This window comes from Mesorhizobium sp. M0778, assembly GCF_040320105.1.
GTDB lineage: Bacteria > Pseudomonadota > Alphaproteobacteria > Rhizobiales > Rhizobiaceae > Mesorhizobium.
Genome location: NZ_JAMYPA010000022.1, coordinates 60,033 through 76,517 on the forward strand (window position 1 = coordinate 60,033; position 16,485 = coordinate 76,517).

13 protein-coding genes and 1 pseudogene are annotated in these 16,485 nt (G+C 57.8%); 1 reads left to right on the forward strand and 13 read right to left on the reverse strand.

The genetic code is table 11. The features are described 5' to 3' along the window. Position 1: 1 nt before the first annotated feature. From NKI22_RS25210 to NKI22_RS25235, 6 genes and pseudogenes are all read right to left on the reverse strand, one after another. Positions 2-883 (reverse strand): ABC transporter permease, encoded by an 882-nt coding sequence (locus NKI22_RS25210; protein ID WP_352959057.1) that lies wholly within the window; start codon positions 881-883, stop codon positions 2-4. Positions 884-885: 2 nt separating this feature from the next. After that, complete coding sequence (locus tag NKI22_RS25215) at positions 886-1,827, reverse strand: ABC transporter permease (protein ID WP_352959129.1); 942 nt, start codon at positions 1,825-1,827, stop codon at positions 886-888. Beyond that, the gene (locus tag NKI22_RS25220; protein WP_352959059.1) at positions 1,827-3,437 is read right to left on the reverse strand and encodes an ABC transporter substrate-binding protein; all 1,611 of its coding nucleotides are present in this window, start codon (positions 3,435-3,437) and stop codon (positions 1,827-1,829) included. Before NKI22_RS25220 ends, NKI22_RS25215 begins: the two co-directional genes overlap by 1 nt. A 469-nt stretch (positions 3,438-3,906) precedes the next feature. Beyond that, positions 3,907-4,141 (reverse strand): annotated as a pseudogene (locus NKI22_RS25225) (IS110 family transposase); the annotation flags it as partial. Positions 4,142-4,738: 597 nt separating this feature from the next. Then, a complete protein-coding gene (locus tag NKI22_RS25230; RefSeq protein ID WP_352959061.1) occupies positions 4,739-5,137 on the reverse strand; it encodes a TroA family protein in 399 nt (132 codons plus the stop codon). A 601-nt stretch (positions 5,138-5,738) separates the two neighbouring features. Next, positions 5,739-6,524, reverse strand: a complete 786-nt coding sequence (locus NKI22_RS25235) for a class I SAM-dependent DNA methyltransferase (protein ID WP_352959063.1) — start codon at positions 6,522-6,524, stop codon at positions 5,739-5,741. 1,192 nt (positions 6,525-7,716) lie between these two features. On the opposite strand from NKI22_RS25235, the gene alr reads away from it, so the two are divergent. Then, the gene (alr, locus tag NKI22_RS25240) at positions 7,717-8,850 is read left to right on the forward strand and encodes an alanine racemase (RefSeq protein ID WP_352959065.1); all 1,134 of its coding nucleotides are present in this window, start codon (positions 7,717-7,719) and stop codon (positions 8,848-8,850) included. A 494-nt stretch (positions 8,851-9,344) separates the two neighbouring features. On the opposite strand, the gene istB is transcribed toward alr, so the two are convergent. The 7 genes from istB to NKI22_RS25275 form a co-directional block, all read right to left on the reverse strand. Next, positions 9,345-10,100 carry an IS21-like element helper ATPase IstB gene (gene istB / locus NKI22_RS25245; RefSeq protein WP_352959067.1) on the reverse strand — a complete coding sequence of 252 codons (756 nt, stop codon included), beginning with the start codon at positions 10,098-10,100 and terminating at the stop codon, positions 9,345-9,347. 14 nt (positions 10,101-10,114) lie between these two features. After that, positions 10,115-11,626: an IS21 family transposase gene (gene istA, locus NKI22_RS25250; protein ID WP_502897718.1), complete on the reverse strand. Its 1,512-nt coding sequence runs from the start codon at positions 11,624-11,626 to the stop codon at positions 10,115-10,117. 194 nt (positions 11,627-11,820) lie between these two features. After that, positions 11,821-12,027 carry a hypothetical protein gene (locus NKI22_RS25255; protein ID WP_352959070.1) on the reverse strand — a complete coding sequence of 69 codons (207 nt, stop codon included), beginning with the start codon at positions 12,025-12,027 and terminating at the stop codon, positions 11,821-11,823. A 232-nt stretch (positions 12,028-12,259) separates the two neighbouring features. Further along, positions 12,260-13,186: an NAD(P)-dependent oxidoreductase gene (locus NKI22_RS25260; RefSeq protein WP_352959072.1), complete on the reverse strand. Its 927-nt coding sequence runs from the start codon at positions 13,184-13,186 to the stop codon at positions 12,260-12,262. A gap of 178 nt (positions 13,187-13,364) precedes the next feature. Further along, a complete protein-coding gene (locus NKI22_RS25265; RefSeq protein ID WP_502897716.1) occupies positions 13,365-13,877 on the reverse strand; it encodes a trimethylamine methyltransferase family protein in 513 nt (170 codons plus the stop codon). Positions 13,878-13,919: 42 nt separating this feature from the next. Beyond that, positions 13,920-15,224 carry an NAD(P)/FAD-dependent oxidoreductase gene (locus NKI22_RS25270; protein ID WP_352959074.1) on the reverse strand — a complete coding sequence of 435 codons (1,305 nt, stop codon included), beginning with the start codon at positions 15,222-15,224 and terminating at the stop codon, positions 13,920-13,922. Next, a complete protein-coding gene (locus tag NKI22_RS25275; RefSeq protein ID WP_352959076.1) occupies positions 15,217-16,452 on the reverse strand; it encodes an NAD(P)/FAD-dependent oxidoreductase in 1,236 nt (411 codons plus the stop codon). Before NKI22_RS25275 ends, NKI22_RS25270 begins: the two co-directional genes overlap by 8 nt. Positions 16,453-16,485 lie beyond the last annotated feature (33 nt).

Below are 16,485 nucleotides of genomic sequence, written 5' to 3' on the forward strand. Positions count from 1 at the left end.
GTCAGCGTCTCCGCTTTGAGCGGGGATCGAACATGTCGCGCAGGCCATCGCCAAGCAGGTTGACGGCAAGGACTGTGACGGCAAGGCAGATACCGGGGGCGAAGATCGTCAATGGGGCGATGGCGAGATACAGGCGCGAACTGGCGATCATGTTGCCCCAACTCGGAATCTCGGGCGGCACGCCCACGCCGAGAAAGCTCAGCCCCGCCTCCGTCATGATCGCGCTGGCGCAGACAGTAGCGCCCTGGACCATAAGCGGCGGAATGGTGCTCGGGAGGATATGCCGCCACAGCACCTTGGGCAGGCGCGCACCGCCGCAGAGCGCGGCCTCCACATAGGGAAGCTCGCGAACACCCAGAACCACCGAACGAACCAGCCGCGCGACGGCTGGCGTCTCGGGTATCGCGATTGCAACGATGAGGATGCCGATCCCGGGGCCCGTCAGAGAAATGAGCGCAATCGCCAGCAGAATCGTCGGGATCGACATCAGGCCATCCATGACCCGCATGACGACGTTGTCGAAGCTGCGGCTGTAGCCGGCGATGACACCGATCAGGAGCCCGACCACGGCTGCGCTCGCTGCGGACAGCAAGCCCACCATGAGCGAGATCCGGGCGCCGAAGATCGTTCGCGCAAACACGTCCCGGCCCAGATTGTCGCTGCCGAACCACATCTCGGCGGAAGGCGGCTGGAGGCGCTTGAATGGATCCATGTTCACTGGGTCGCCGGCGTAAAGCGGGGCGGCAAGCGCTAGGATGATCAGGAGCGCCAACAGGCCGCCGCCGACCAGGGCCAGCGGGTGTCGCCTAGCTAGACGGGGAAGATCGGATAGCCGCAGCCGGCCCATCGGCACGGCTTCAACTGGTGCGGAGATGAGCGTCATAATCAGTACCGGATCCGGGGGTCGATCAGCGTGTAGGCCAGATCGACCGCGAGGTTGATAAGGACGTACAGACCCGAAGTCAGGATGAGCACGCTCTGGATTATGGGATAGTCGCGATTGTTGATCGCATCCACAACCAGACGACCCATACCGGGTATGTTGAACACCGTTTCGGTGAGGACGACTCCCCCGATCATATAGGCGAAGCTTATGCCGATGACCGTCAGGATCGGGACGCCGGCATTCTTCAAGGCATGCTGGAAAAGCATGGCATAGGACGAAGCGCCTTTGGCAGCGGCCGTTCGCATATAGTCTTCTGACAGGACCTCGAGCATGCTCGCCCGCGAAACCCGGGCGATGAATGCGATGTAGCCAAGACTCAGCGCCGTTGTGGGCAGGACCAGGTGCACAAACCAAGGCCCGAGGACACCATCGGTCGGCACATATCCCTGCACCGGCAGCCAGTGCATCCTGATAGCGAAGAAGTATATGAGAAAATAACCGATGACAAAGACCGGGACGGAATAGCCAAATGCCGAAAAGGCCGTGAGCAGGCGGTCGACGAGCCCGCCCGTTCGCCACGCGGCAAGGATGCCGAAAGAGACCCCGACCGTCACCGAAAGGATCATCGTCAGGATCGACAGGGAAAGGGTCGGCTCAAGCCGCTGCGAGATCAGCTCGAGAACCGGTCGTCCGGCAAAGATCGAGGTGCCGAAATCGCCACCGAGCATGTCGCGCACCCAGCGTATGAACTGAACTGGCAGAGGATCGTTCAGGCCCAGCTTTTCCCGAATGCCGGCGACTATCTCCGCCGTTGCCGACTTGCCGGCGATAATTGCTGCCGGGTCTCCGGGCGCCAACCTGAGAAGCAGGAAAACAAAGATCCCGACCATCGCCATGACGGCGACGGTCGAAACCATTCTACGAAGGATGTACGCCGCCATTAGGCGGAGGCTTTCTGCATGTTCCACATCGGGACGGTCTGCGGCATGCCGATGAGGCCGGTCAGGGTCTTCCGTCGCGCTATCGGCGAGATGTATTTCCCCAGTCTCGCATCGCCGACAAAGTCCCACCAGATCGCTTGCATCTTGCGGGCCAGCGCCTTGCGCTCCTCAAGCGTTGCGATATTTGCCCAGTTCGCCCGCAGCGCCTCATATTCGTCGTTCTTCGGCCAGCCGTACCAAGCCTGGTCGCCATTCGCAGTTAGGAGCGGGTCTGTAAGCGGATTGCCAAGGGAATAATCGGCTTCGACTGTGATGAACAGGTTCCAGCCACCGTTCTCAATGGGGCCTTTGTTTGCCCGGCGCGTGCTCAGCTGACCCCAGTCCATTGACGCGAGCTCGGCGTCGACCCCGATCTTTTGCAGCGCCGCCGCCAAGAGCTGCGAGGCATTGCTTCCCTCAGCCCAGTCCGTGGGCTGCATGATCACGACTTTCTCGCCGGCGTATCCGGCCTCCTTGAAGAGTTGCTTCGCCTTTTCCGGGTCGCCGCCCTTCCTAAACCATCCCGTGTTTTCGTTATTGGAAGCCGGCGTAGCGCCTCCAAAGATTGAGGTGTGGGTACTGGAATATTTTGAGTCGGGGGCCATGACACGCATGAACGCCTCCTGATCGATCAGGTGGAGGATCGCTTGGCGTGCCTTGGCGTTGTTGAATGGCGGCTGCAGGAAATTAATGCGCACGAGCGCGTCCCAGCCCGCCTTGTCCAGAACCTGTAGTTCAAGGTTGGGATCGCTCTCGACCAAGGAGTAAAGGTCTGCCGGCGGCGCCTCGAAGTAATCAATCTCACCCGCTTGCAAGGCCGCCATCGCCGTCTGTTGGTCGGCGATAACATCCCAGATAACGCGATCGACCTTGACAACCTTTCCGCCAGCCAATCCGTCAGATGGCTCCTTGCGCGGTAAGTATTTGTTATTGCGGTCATAGGTGATGCTCGCGCCAGGCTTGGCAAGAGCCTCATTGAACGTGAACGGTCCCGATCCGATCTTCGTTGTTACCTGCTCGGTTGCTGGGCGACTGGCGTCCTTCTCGCGCATGATATACAGGCATGGCGGCGTCAGGTCCGCCAGGATCTCAACGAGAAGTCCCAAGGGCTCCTTCAGCGCGATCGTGAAGGTCTTGTCGTCCTTCTTCGAAATGTCATTGGCCAGCGCCTTGATCAACTGCCCGCCGGGCGCCACCTCGGCCCAACGGCGGATCGAAGCGACACAGTCGGCCGCGGTGACGGGGGTGCCATCGTGCCAGCCCAAGCCGTCCCGCAGCTCGAAGGTATAGGTCTTCTTATCGGCGGAGACGCTCCATTTCTCGACCATTTGCGGCTGTGGCATGAACTTCGAGTCGAGCGAGAACAGCGTGTCGTAAATCGCCGCGCCGTGGTCGGCGGTGATGCTCGCGGCCGACCAGATCGGATCAAATACACGCAGGTCGGTCGACTTCACCATGTGCACCGTTCGTGCTCCGGCCGATGCCGTTTGTGCCCGCAGGACAGAAGGGATCGATAAAGCCGTTCCGGCTGCCAGGCCCACTTTAAAGAGATCGCGTCGAGAGATTGTCATGTTCCTGTTTCCCCTTTTCCCAGTCGCGCGGTTGATCCCACGCAGTGAAATTGCAGATGATGATTATGCCTACGACCCGCAACCGCGCCCAAAGCGCCCTTGAAGTCATGCGCATTCGCAAGCTATTTCCCGCGGCCCTGTGACTGTCATGGCAACAATTCCATTTTGCCCGCTATTTTCGGCGCCCACGACTTTTGCCGGACGCCTCAAGTATTGGCAGGGCTCCCATGTCCGCCCTCAATGCAATCATTGGCGCGTCTCACCTTCGCGCTGACATGCGGCTGTCTCTCCTTGGCAGATCGTGGAACGTCTCGACGCCGAGGATCTGCTCCTCCCAAAATATATAGCTTTAAGCCACGTGGTACGTTTATTTGATCGAGCATCAATCGCTCGGCGGCGTCCGTCAAACACAGTTTGTGTATTGTCATCATCTAGAAACGAGATGGAGGCATGATATGATCTTATGCGTCACGAACTGAGGGCTGATCAGCCGAACCTCATGGCCAAGATCGGAAAGCACTCTTGCCCAATATGTGCTGCGTTCGAGGCTTCCATGCCGACTAAACATCGTGGCAGGTTGGCGAGAAGCTCGCCACCGCATCGCGACGTAGCGTTTTGCGTACGACAGCTTTCCCGTGGCAGTCGACACCGTGAACCTCGAAGACGTATTTCCCTAAATCCAGACCTATTCGAACGATCTGCATGACATCCTCGTTCGCTGGAGTTGGCGTTCGAGATTTCACCGCGTCTGGGGGGGCGGGGTCCATACCATTGACCTCCACTCTGGGCTCCGCACTTGCCAAGGTGCGGCGTCGATAGCAACATCAGAGAGCCATCGCCATCTCGGCAGCGAAGGAACAACGGAAGCCAAGCCATAGTAGCGACGGAAGCGAGCGTCCGGCAGCAGAGGTCCGTGATGTAGTGGATGGGCAGACCTGTGCTACGGGGCATCGGATTACATACGGGAACCTGTGGCCCCGAACGGAAGCCCTGCGATTTCTGGATGCGGCGCGGAGTTCCCGACAGAGGCGGCTAACTCCCTCTCAATACCGGCGACGCCGATCTGGAATCGGTGACCGCGAGGCAAGCTTACGGCCCATAATGACAGTCTCTCCAAGCATCTCACATCCGCATTCCGGACTCGACAATATCCTCAAGTTTGACTCGCGCCCCTGGAACTGAGGTGACCGGAAAGCTCGCATTCGGATCCGCTCAGTAGGGTGGCTCGGTGGTTGGATCCAGAATGGCCGTGACAGTATCGTCGACGACCGGATGGGTGAAGATCGTGGCGTAGAAACGCTTCACTTCGGCCTTTTAGGTCGATCTTCACCAAACACCTCCGGGTTGATCGTCCTTGCCACCCACAACACGGTCAGCGGCTGCTCCGCCGTGCGATTGCCCCATCTATGCGCGACCACAGGAAGCGGAAAGACGCGCCATGTCGCCACCGCGCGAACGTCCTTCAGCAGCGGATTTCCGAAGACCTTCTCGACATCTTTCAGTTGGGGCACCAAGATGACGTCGGGGTTCCAGGCCAGCACCTGCTCGATATTGAAGGACAGCACTTCTTGGCTGCGCCCGTCGTCGGAGACGCTGACGCCGCCCGCTGGTTCCGGTAACTCGACGCACAGTCTGAAGCGCGCGGTCTCGACTGCAATCTGTTCATGGCGCTTGCCGGCTGCGATTGGATCAGTAAGCATCGCGGCTTCTTGTCACCGGGCGAGCCGATGTCGCGATATAATACCCGCCTCGCTATGTCGTTGAAAAAGCTGGGTCTGTTGATCTTTTGATCGTGACAGCGGGCCTTGCCCATTCGGTCCGGAATGGCGCGGAATGACTGCTTCCATCCGTTCTGTCGGCCAGTGGCCTAGCCGGGACGCGATTGCCCTGTCCGGCAATTAGTGCGCCAGGGCGCGGATCAGCTCTCCGATGTCCGGCGTGGGCGCCCCATGATGGCCTGCCTTGTTCTTCCTGACCGAAAGCGCGGTATGGTCGCCGCCCCGCCAATGCACTGATGGAAGGAAAGCGGCGTGATACAGAAGAATAAGCGATTTTCCTCATCCCAACATTTTGATGTTTCCTCGTCTTCCGACCCTCCCAGCCATGGGACGTTACCGCAGAAAGCTCTACTTTCGAACAGTCCATTTTCTAGGTCAGAGCATTCTGAGCCGTCTTCTGTCGCATTCAGTCCCAAATATTGCCAGACCCAGGTCAGCCGCTAGAACAATCGCCACCACCCAACCATCTTGATCATCTGTGGTAGGATGTGCCGATGATCTGTCGCCTGACCAAGATCGAAATCTAAATCGATCTGCGTTTTCGATAGACCGACATATGCCTCATAGACGACGTATCAAATGGCCGTCGCTCCCAATCCCCCCAACGCTCAACTAGTTCCAAACCGACGATCCTAGTAAGAAGTTCCAGTTCGGATGGATACACGTACCTAAGCTTGGTAGGCAGGGTACGCAACCCGCCTCGGTTAATCCAAAGATCTTGCATAATATACATCTGATTATTGGGGTCATGCCTCGTAAATCGAACCATAGCGCGATATTCGTCTACGTAAACAACGGTCGTCCGTTGGTTTCCATACACGCCGGAGCCCACGAATTCGGTCGTATTTGGCAAATTAAGATGTATAACGAATTTACCACCGTCCTCCATGGCGCGCACCACTGCATGTAAGCAGGCCAATTGACTGTCTACAGAAAGCATATGAGTGAAAGAATTGTTAACGCAATACACAAGATCAAATCGTTTGCCTAGGTCAAAGTTAGCCATATCGCCGTGGTGAGTTCGCACCAAGCGCTGGTCATTCCTTTCTTCTAGTGAAGCCAGCATACGCGTGGAGTTGTCGAGACCATGGACTTGCGGCCCGGCCTCAGCCAGCGGTAACGCGATGTGTCCATTTCCGCATCCCAGTTCTAGCGCAGTACCCTCTCCGGCAAGTTCCGCTAGGAATGCCACAGCCTTCGCATTCTCAGTAGGGAAGTTATGTGTATCCGCGTATTCGTCATATACGTCGGCCCAATGGTCGCCAAAAGCTCTGTAAACGTCATCCTCTTCTTGCGGTACATTGGTCATAGCGCATCTCCGTAGCGTTTTTCTGGTCACATAGCTGATCTTGCACGACATCAGTTTCGCATTTCAAAAAGCGAGGCGGTGCAGAGAGTGGCAATACGTCTCTATTAATTCTGGTATGTCTGGTTCTGCTTATATATATGATTATATATATGACCAGTAAAAGGTCAAGTTAAGTTTTTGTGTAGGACCGGTTGAGATTATTAATGTGATTATACGAACCAGATGCGATTATAAAATTATTATTGCGTATTATTATCATAGTATGAACCCTTCCGGCCTCTTCTCACAGGCGCGAGCGATTCTTCACCGAATGAACTGCTGGGCTTCCCAGAGCCGAATCGGCTGCCAGTAAGTCGCCTTTACAGAAGAATACAAGAGTTGCCATTTATGTTTCATATTTGCGAGGATAAATTTCACAATACTTTTGCATATACCGATCTCAAAAAGGTTTAGGTTATGTCAACGGTTTCAGACTGAGGGGGGTCCCACTTTGTCTACCTCTCGGTGAGACATGCGAGTTCGATGCGGGTTTTGCCAAGACGGTATTTTAGTCGGGGGACTCCTGACCGTTTACGAAGTGGAAGTTTGGGCGTAACGGGCGCGCTCCTTTACGCAAGGCGTCGTAGTCTCGATCACAGGTGTAGGAACGTCACGGCGCGGTGTCGACAAGGACTCATCCAAGATTGCCCCCTCAGCTGCCTGTGGCCCTGTTCCGTTGGATAGTGAACAGAAATCGTTTTAGAAATTGGCGTTCCGCATGTAGCTCTTTACGGCGAAAAGGTGTAAAATGATAATAGATGAAGCCACGTTGCAGGCCTTTACATATTATCGCGATATGCTGATCAGTAAGGGTGTAACGCCAGAAGATTTTTCGGAAAGCATGACTTGGCAGTCTCTTACAAAATCGATGCGGTTGTCCCATGCATTGTGGATGTGTGAAGAAATCTTAAAGCCAGAAGCGTCTCATTACTCGTTGGATAAGCGGTCTCGTTGGTTGGGTTTCGTTCAAAGTATCCTCATTTGCGAGGGATTGGCAACCATCAAGAATGAGCGTAACCGAACGCGTCCTTGGCTTGCTGGCAAAAAGGTGCCTTCCTAGACGGCGCCATTCGCGGACAAAATGCCACAATGGGATCATTGTCCATTCTCGTCTCTTGGAACGTCACCATTCATCAATTAGCACAAAAAACCAATGCTCCGCTGCCATTCGCCAGACGTAGAAATCAACCTCGATAATCTTGCCTGGAACTTCAACGAGTTCCGAACACTTTGCCCTGAGGCGGGAGTTGCAGCCGTAGTTAAAGCAGATGCCTATGGAGCAGGGCTCGCTGCCGTCACTCGCCGGTTGGCATCGCAGGGCTGCACAAGTTTTTTCGTGGCGCATCTTCAGGAGGGGGCTCGGCTCCGCCAGCACAACGCGGTCGGGGAGATATACGTCCTAAATGGGCTGCTTCCTGACACTGAGTCCGCCCACAAGACGCTCAACCTTAAGCCAGTGCTCACTTCGGAGTTTCAGGTTCGGCTTTGGATCGAGTTCTGCGAACGCGAAGGCTGGACTGGCGGAGCCGCCCTGCATGTCGACACCGGGATCAATCGACTTGGGTTCCGCATGGAGGAATTGGGTACTCTGAAACATCTGATCGAAGGTCGCACACACTATTTCGATCTGATCATGAGCCACTTGGCCTGTGCCGACGATCCTTCGGACCCTCGCAACGGAGAGCAGATTGACACCTTTTGGCAAGTCCGCAAGGAGTTCGGAGCATTCCGGCGGGCCTCACTAGCCGGCTCGGCAGGGTGCTTTCTCGGTCGCAGGGCTCATTTTGAGCTGGTTCGTCCCGGCATAGGTCTGTATGGCGGTAATCCGTTCGCAACCCGCAGCAGTCCGTTTCGACAAGTTTTCTCTGTGACTGCGCGGCTCCTGCAGGTGAAGACACTTCGTCACGGAGAGTACGTCGGCTACGGAAGGGCTCACAGGCTCGAGCGGGACAGCCTGGTCGGGGTCATTTCTTTCGGCTATGCAGACGGTTATCCGCGCCACACACGTTCTGCGGCTAATCGGGATCGGCTCCGGGTCTATTATAAAGGTCGGGCGGCTAACGTCATCGGCCGAGTTTCCATGGACACCTCGATCATTGATCTTAGCTCGGCGGCAGATCTAAAGCCGTCACCCGGCGATTTGGTCGAGGTCTGTGGCCCCTCACAATCGGTGGATGAGCTAGCCAAATCAATAGGTTCCATACCTAACGAGGTCTTGACGACGCTTGGCTCTAGATCCGTTCCTTCGTACATAGGGTCTGACGATTCGGGCGTCTTGCAGAGATAGCAAAACGGCCACGGGCATAACAATCAGCACTTCTGTTCTGACCTCGGCACCCCGCCAATATCGTCTATAGCGCGACATATGTGGAACGGCCACGCGGGCAAGCGCTTTTTCAGACATTTCACCCGGATAGGTGCGGTCATATGTCCGGCCTTTCAGCGCGGTCTAAGACCGCTGGCCTCGATGAAATTCGCGATGCGAGGGGTAGATCACCTGTAAACGCGACTTTCCTCCCGTCCACATGTGCGATCAGGCTGACCATGCCATATGTATGGCCCTTGGCCGGTAGCACCCGCAGCTCGTACTTCCTCCAGACAAACGAGCTATAGTCTTCCAGAACGGCGTCAACCTGCGTATTCCGGTGATGCCGGACGGCTATTCCAATCTGAAGCCGGACAGGTATTCCGATTTCATGCCGGACACGATTCCGATTTGAAGCCGGACAGTTAGTGTGCCCCTGGGTCGTGCAGGTTTTTGACCTGAACCGGTTGTGTGCGTCAAGCCAGGGTAGTTTGATTGGTGGTCACGGCTTTCTGTTTTCGCAGGCTCTCGCCGCTGAGTTCGATGCGATAGGCATTGTGAACAAGCCGGTCCAATACGGCGTCGGCGATGGTTGGGTTGCCGATCATGTCGTACCAATGGTCCACGGGCACCTGGCTGGTGACGATCGTCGATCGCATTTCGTACCGATCCTCGATGATTTCCAAGAGGTCGCGACGCTGGTCGTCATTGAGCTTCTCCGGCCCCCAGTCGTCGAGGATGAGCAGATCGGTTCTGGCCAAGGCCTTGAGGACCTTCGGATATCGGCCGTCGCCGCGCGCCAGTCCAAGTGTTGCGAACAGCCTGGGGAGGCGATGATAGGCGACGGAGAGGTCCTCGCGGCATGCCTTGTGTCCGAGGGCGCAGGAAAGCCAGCTCTTTCGGACGCCGGCGGGTCCAATCAACAGCAGGCTATGGCGCTGTCGGATCCAGTCGCAAGCGGCGAGCTTCAGGAAGAGATTGCGATCGAGGCCGCGGGCGGCGCGGAAGTCGACATTCTCGATCTGGGCGTCATGGCGCAGCTTTGCGGCACGAGCCCTGGCCTCGAAGCGTCTCTGGCGGCGCGTGGTCGCCTCGCGCTCGAGAAGCAGCGCGAGCCATTCGCCATGTTCGAGGCTTCTGGCTTCCGTTTGCATCTCGAGTTCCTGATAGGCGCTGGCCATGCCTGTCAGGCCGAGCTCGCGCAGCATATCGATTGTGGGATTGATCAGCATCGTTCGTTGTCTCCTCAATGAAAGTAACCGGGGCCGCGCAGATTGGCGTGCTCCATGACGGCGGCGGGTTCGGTGGACTGCCCCGCGCGCTTTTGGGTGTAGATGAGCGAGGCGATCGTCTTGCAGGTCAGGCCGCCGATCTCGACGGCGCGCGCCGAAACGGTCTCGGCGCGCTCGCGGCTGATGTCGCGATAAAGGCGCAGGATACCCAGACATGTTCTGAAGCCCTGCTCAGGATGCGGCCGGCTGGCGAGGATGGCGGTGATAAGCCCTTCGGTTTGCGGTCCGATCGATGCGCCCCAGCGCCGGAAACGATCCGGTGTCCATTCCGCATAGCGGCGGTGCGAGCTCGGCATGTGTGCGGGGTCCGTTCCATAGCGCTTGCCGCCATATCGGCGCTGATGCACAGCGATGCGTTCGCCGCGATGGAAGATCTCGATCATCCGTGCTGTCGCCCGGATATCGACCTGCTGACGGATGAGGCCGTGCGGCACGGAATAGAAGAAGCTTTGGAACTCGACATGGTAATCCGTCGAGACCCGCGCAAAGCGCCATTCGGCGAACTCGTAATCCTCGGCGGGCAGGCTTGCGAGCGCCGCGCGTTCGACCGCCTCGAAGAGCTGTCGGCGGCTGACGCCCAGCCGGCGCATGACATGATTGTTGATGCGCTCCAGCACGCCGGCGATCGCGGCATTGGCCTCGGCGAGCGAGAAGAACGTCTGTTTGCGCAGGCGCCCCAGAATGCAGCTTTGGGCGAAACGCACGCCGTTCTCGACCTTGGCCTTGTCCTTCGGTCGTCGCGGCCGGGCCGGCAGGACGCCGACGCCATAGTGAGATGCCATTCTCCCATAGCTGCGGTTGATCTCGGGATCGTAGAAGCTTGCTCGGCTGACGCCGGACTTCAGATTGTCGGGCACTATCAGGCGGGGCACGCCGCCGAAGAAGGCGAACATCCGCCCATGCGAACCGATCCAGTCCGGCAATGTCTGGGTCCAGGTCGCCTCGGCGAATGTGTAGCTTGACGCGCCGAGAACGCCGAGGAACAACTCCGCCTCGCGGACTTCGCCGGTCTTGCGATCGACGATCGGCACCTTCTTGCCGGAATAGTCCACGAAGACCTTGTCCCCGGCAGCATGCTCCTGGCGCATCGTCGGCGAAAGGCGCTGCTCGAAGCCGCGGAATAGCTCACAGAAACGACTGTAGCCATAACCATCGGGATGGACGCTGCGATATTCCTCCCAGAGGATCAGCAGCGTCACGCCGGGCTTCTTGAGCTCGATGGAAAGTTCAGCCCAGCTCGGCTCTTCACGTCGCCGCTGCCCCTGCTTGACGCCAGCCCTGCTGAAAAGCCGATGCTCCAGAGCATCGTCCGTCAGTTCTCCTGGCAGCGGCCAGATCAACCCAGCGGTCTTTGCCCGATCCAGATTATCTTGCACCGTGCTTCGGGCGATCCCGAGCATCACCGCAATCTCGCGTACGCTTGTCCCGCCGGCAGAGAGCCGCAGCATCTGTCGTATGTGTCGCATGGTCAGCCTTCTCTTTGACGGCATGAAAGTCCCCTCGTGAATACAGAGGAGCTTCATGCCAAGGTTGCTGACCCAAGGGCATCGTCAGGACGGAAAAACCGTCCGGTAATTGATCGGAATGCTGTCCGGCTTCAAATCGGAATGCCGTCCGGATTTTGATCGGAATCCCGTCCGGTCATTCCCTGGAATCCGCATCAACCGCCATATTTATCGCCAAGGGAGAAAAACGTATTGCTGTCGTTGTAGTTGTCGTAGATGCGGCGAGCTTGCCAGTGAGCTTCGACATTGTCGAACAGGTGCCGTTCGTATTCCGGTACCGCAATCTTTGCCCCGGCCTTCTGGATTGGAAGGGGTTCCCCAACACTGATCCCGGTGGTGATGGGTGTGTAGCACCCAAGCAATCCGCTAAACGCCAATGGTGGGCAGGTGTAGCAAAACCAGCCCAGAGCCTGAATCGATCAGCAGACATTCCACGCCACTTTTCAGGATCAGTACAGTATCCCGAAAGGCCCAAAGGTTTGCAGAAAGCCGGATGAGCGACATTTTTGATTCCTTTAAGGATGGCGATATCTTCGGGCAGGCCTGACAGCTGTGAATAGAGTGGCCGACGGTGTCCGCGCCGATGGATGTGCTTTATGCCGAGGGGGCTTTAACCTCCCAGGGAGCTGCCCAGTCGCCGGCGACGCGTAACTCTATGCCAGCATCATCCTCGATCACCTTGCACACCGTCATTTCACCGGCGCCCATGCCATAACGTGCAGCTGCCTCCTTAAACCGGTCGTGAGTCGCGCGCGTAAGGTCATTTCGCGTCCCGGTCTCTGTCATAAGCTGTTCAATAAGACGTAGATCCTTGAGGCAGAGGGCCAGCGGAAAAGACGGGTCGTAGTGGCCCGCAAAGATCGAAGGGACGTCGTGCTGCATGACGAAACTGTCGGCAGCGCCGCCTTTCATGGCATTCCACCAGATCTCGGGCTCCAAACCTGCGAGCTTGGCCGTGACCATCGCCTCACCGATGGCGGCCGCATGGATTTTCCATAACTGATTATTGACGAGTTTCGCGACGTAGCCGGTCCCATGATGGCCAACTTTGCGAACTTCGCCCATGGCCTCGAGGACCTTGCGTACGTGTTCGACATCACGGTCTTCCCCGCCCACGAACAGGATCATGTCACCCCGGATTGCCGAATCAACCGACCCTGTGACCGGCGCATCAATGGGGTGTCCTCCCCTGGCAGCGAAATCCACGCCGAGTGCCCGCATCAATTGGGGGCTGCTCGTCGTGAGATCAATCCAGTACTTGCCCTGACAGTCAGCCGAAAACAGGCCATTTTCGCCGGTCGCGACAGCTTCGATTTCTTTTGGACCGAATACCATGGTGACGACCACGTCCGCATGGTTAAATACATCGGCCGGGCTGGTGGCGGGACAGGCCCCCTGATCGATAAACGGCTGCATGGCTTCTGACCGGATGTCGTAGACAACCAGATCGAAGCCCTTGCGCTGAACGTTGGCGGCTGCGTTTCGCCCCATCGTCCCCAAACCAACAAAACCAACTCTCATATCTCTACTCCTTTCGTTGCTTCATTTGTGGAGTCTTGTGCGGAAATCTTCCCGAGCCACGGTACGACCTTGACGGAAGGACCGCGTTTTCAAAATCTGGCTACATACCGAATTGCGTCATAGATGGCGGCATGGATGTTGCGTGAGGCAACCGCTCCACGTTTCTTCGACAGTGGCTTCAGCGAGAGGCAGAGATCGTCGCGTGGCGGCGTGCCGTGCTCGACCACCACCTCGCGGACGGCCGCCATCGCTTCGTTGAAACCTTCGAGCGGAAGGCTGCCCCATACTTGTACCAGCCGGCAAGCTGTTCGCAGTTCGTCGCGAATTTCGAGTAGCCGCAGGTCAAGTCGGGATCGAGCCACCCGGCTGCGTGCCAGATATAGATGGCGCCCGACACGATCGCGGTATGCATCAGCATGTTCGACTCGTAGCCCGCCTGGGCGTCGTTCAGCTTGGAGCCGAGGTGGAAGCCCGAGGTGCGCCACGGCAGCCGGTATTTCCGCGACAAGGCTCCCATTAGATACATCATCTGGGCCGCTTCCGGCGTGCCGCCCATGGGAGCTCCGGTCTTCATGTCCACCGTGACCATGAATTGCCCGTAAATCTGCGGTGATCCCGGCCGAACGAGATGTGTGAACGCAACCTCTGCCGGAGCTTCGGCGTTTACCTGCGCCACCGCGCCAATGGCCAAGGACCCCTGTCGGTTCTCGCTTCTGGATTGGGTCAGAACCGCTCATCGTTGAGCTGCTAGTAATTGGAAATGACTGGCTCTCGGACCAATTATTCCCTTGGCAGCACTGAAGCGCTCAATTGAGTAGGGTCCGAGTGGTATGGGCGGATCACGCCCGAAGAGTAGATCGCCAATGAGTTTACCGGTGGTTGGACCTTGTGTGAGGCCGAGGTGACCGTGCCCGAACGCATACAGAATGTGGGCATGGGTCGCAGAGCGACTGATAACGGGCAACGTGTCCGGGGTCGCGGGCCGGTGCCCGCTCCACACCACACCGCCATGGCCGTCCAAGCCCGGGAGATATGCCTTTGCAAGCTCGATCAAGGCTTTCGAGCGAGCAAAGTTCGGGGTGGCTCGCAGTCCTCCGAATTCGGCGGCACCGCCGATGCGTAACCCGATAGAAAGAGGCGTTGCCACGAACTTGCGCTCTGCGAAAATCATCGTTCGGTTAAGTGCGATTTGGGGTGCAGCGATTGTGGTGTTGTAGCCGCGCTCGCTTTCGAGCAGCGCATGTTCGCCAAGCTGGCGTGAAAGCTCTGCCGACCACGCTCCCGCCGCGACGACAATTTTGGATGCGTTCAAAACAGAGCCGTCAGCCAAAGTAACCGTGCCGCCCTCGGGACTTGGGGCAATATGGGAGACTTGGGCCGCAATCAACGTCGCGCCATTAGCCGCCAGCCAGGAGCGCAAACTGTCCACAACCCGCTTTGGGTCGGAGACGTGCGACCACTGAGGTGTCAAAATGGCGCTCTTAACCAGTGGTCCTAGCGCCGGCTCCAATTCCCGGGCCTGGTCTCCCGATAGTTGACGAACGTCGATACCAAGCCGTCGCTTTGCTTCCCACTCAAGCGTGTCGGCTTGCCAGCCCTTCCCGCTTTCGTAAACAGTGAGAGCGCCGTTGCGGTGGAGCTCGTCACTCAATCCGATATCTGCAAAAAGAGGGACAAGATCGGCATAGACCCGATGGTTCAGCGCTGCCAGGGCGCCCGAGATCCGCTCTACTTCCGACGGCGATCCGGCCTCGGCGAAGCGCCAGAGCCATGGCAGGAGCTGCGGAGCATGCGTCATCCTCATCGAGAGGGGCCCAAGGGGGTCGAGTAGCCACTTCGGCACCTTTTTCCATAGACCGGGCACCGAGGCCGGGAGGACCTCGGTGACCGCGATGCCTCCAGCATTTCCAAAGGATGCCTTGTCGCCTGCTGGGTCCCGATCCACGATCGTCACGGACGCCCCGCCTTTCCTGGCGTGGTAGGCGACACAGAGACCAATAATGCCTGCACCCACCACGATTACCGTTGTTTCAGACATGACGGAACCGCTGTGAGCTAAACGGCGACAGATCGCGGTTGGTGGCACCCATCGTGATGAACTCCGAAATTGACCGGCCGACCGCTGGCGCAATGCCGAAGCCGTTGCGTCCGAACCCTGCGGCGACATAAAGGCCCTTGGGTTCGGCCACAGCCTCGATGATCGGCAATCCGTCCGGGGTGTAATCCATATAGCCGGCCCACGACCTTTCGTATTGGATTGGAGCAATGACGGGATGGTCGGCATTGAAGGCAGCCGCAGCACGCTTCAACCCCTTAAAGTGAGGAGCTGGATCCAATGTCCGATGCGTAACAAAGTCGTTGAAATCACCCATGAGACTGCGGACCATCGGTTTGCCTAACTCAAGCTTGATTTTCTTCTGTTTGAGCTGGTGAAGCCTCAGAAGCTTGGGGCGGCTGTGGAGCATCAGGTCGTGTACCGTCGCGTCGACGGCGGCGAGGTTTAGGCGCCCGTCTGGTCCTTGCAGGTAGGCGTACTCGTCGCACGAGACTGCAAACTTTAAATCATACGGCAACACCGGAGACCGGCCGACTGAGCCCCGAACCCAGAGGCTCGGATGTGCAATGCCAAGTGGCTTTAGCAAGAAACTGGTCCAACATCCCGCGGCAACGACGATGTTCTGGCAGCCCAAACGGCCCCGCTCGGTGTCAACGCCACAGACAACCTCTCCCCAGATGTCGATGGAATGTGCGGCAGAGTTTTCCCAGATCACAGCGCCGTGGCACGCCGCTGCTCGCGCAAAGGCCGTGGCTACCAACTCTTGGTCAGCACTTCCGTCAGCGGGCGTATACAGCGCGCCAAGGCCACCTTCAGGCTGAGGGTATGGGAGCAGACCAAGGACCTCGTTCGGCCCAAGAAGCTGCGTTGTCAGGCCAAATTGTTTTGCAACTGCCATGAAAGCCTCGGAACGCCGGCGCCGGCGATCGTTGGAGAAAAGCGAGACCTGGCCCTGCTCCTTCCAGCCCACAGTATCCCCGAGCTCATTTTCGAGGCCGCGCCAAATATCAAGGGAATCGAGCATCAGCGCCATTTCCAAAGGATCACGCCTTTGTGTGCCTATCACGCCTAAGCCACGGCATGACTGCTCGCCGTTGATGCGACCCTTTTCGACGAGGACAACCTGTCTACCGGCCTTCGCCAGATAATAGGCAGCACTCGACCCAACGATGCCGCCCCCGATAACGACCGTGTCGAACCGCCGGTTCATGCGCTTTCCCAGAAGCAGTTTCGCAAGGTTGCG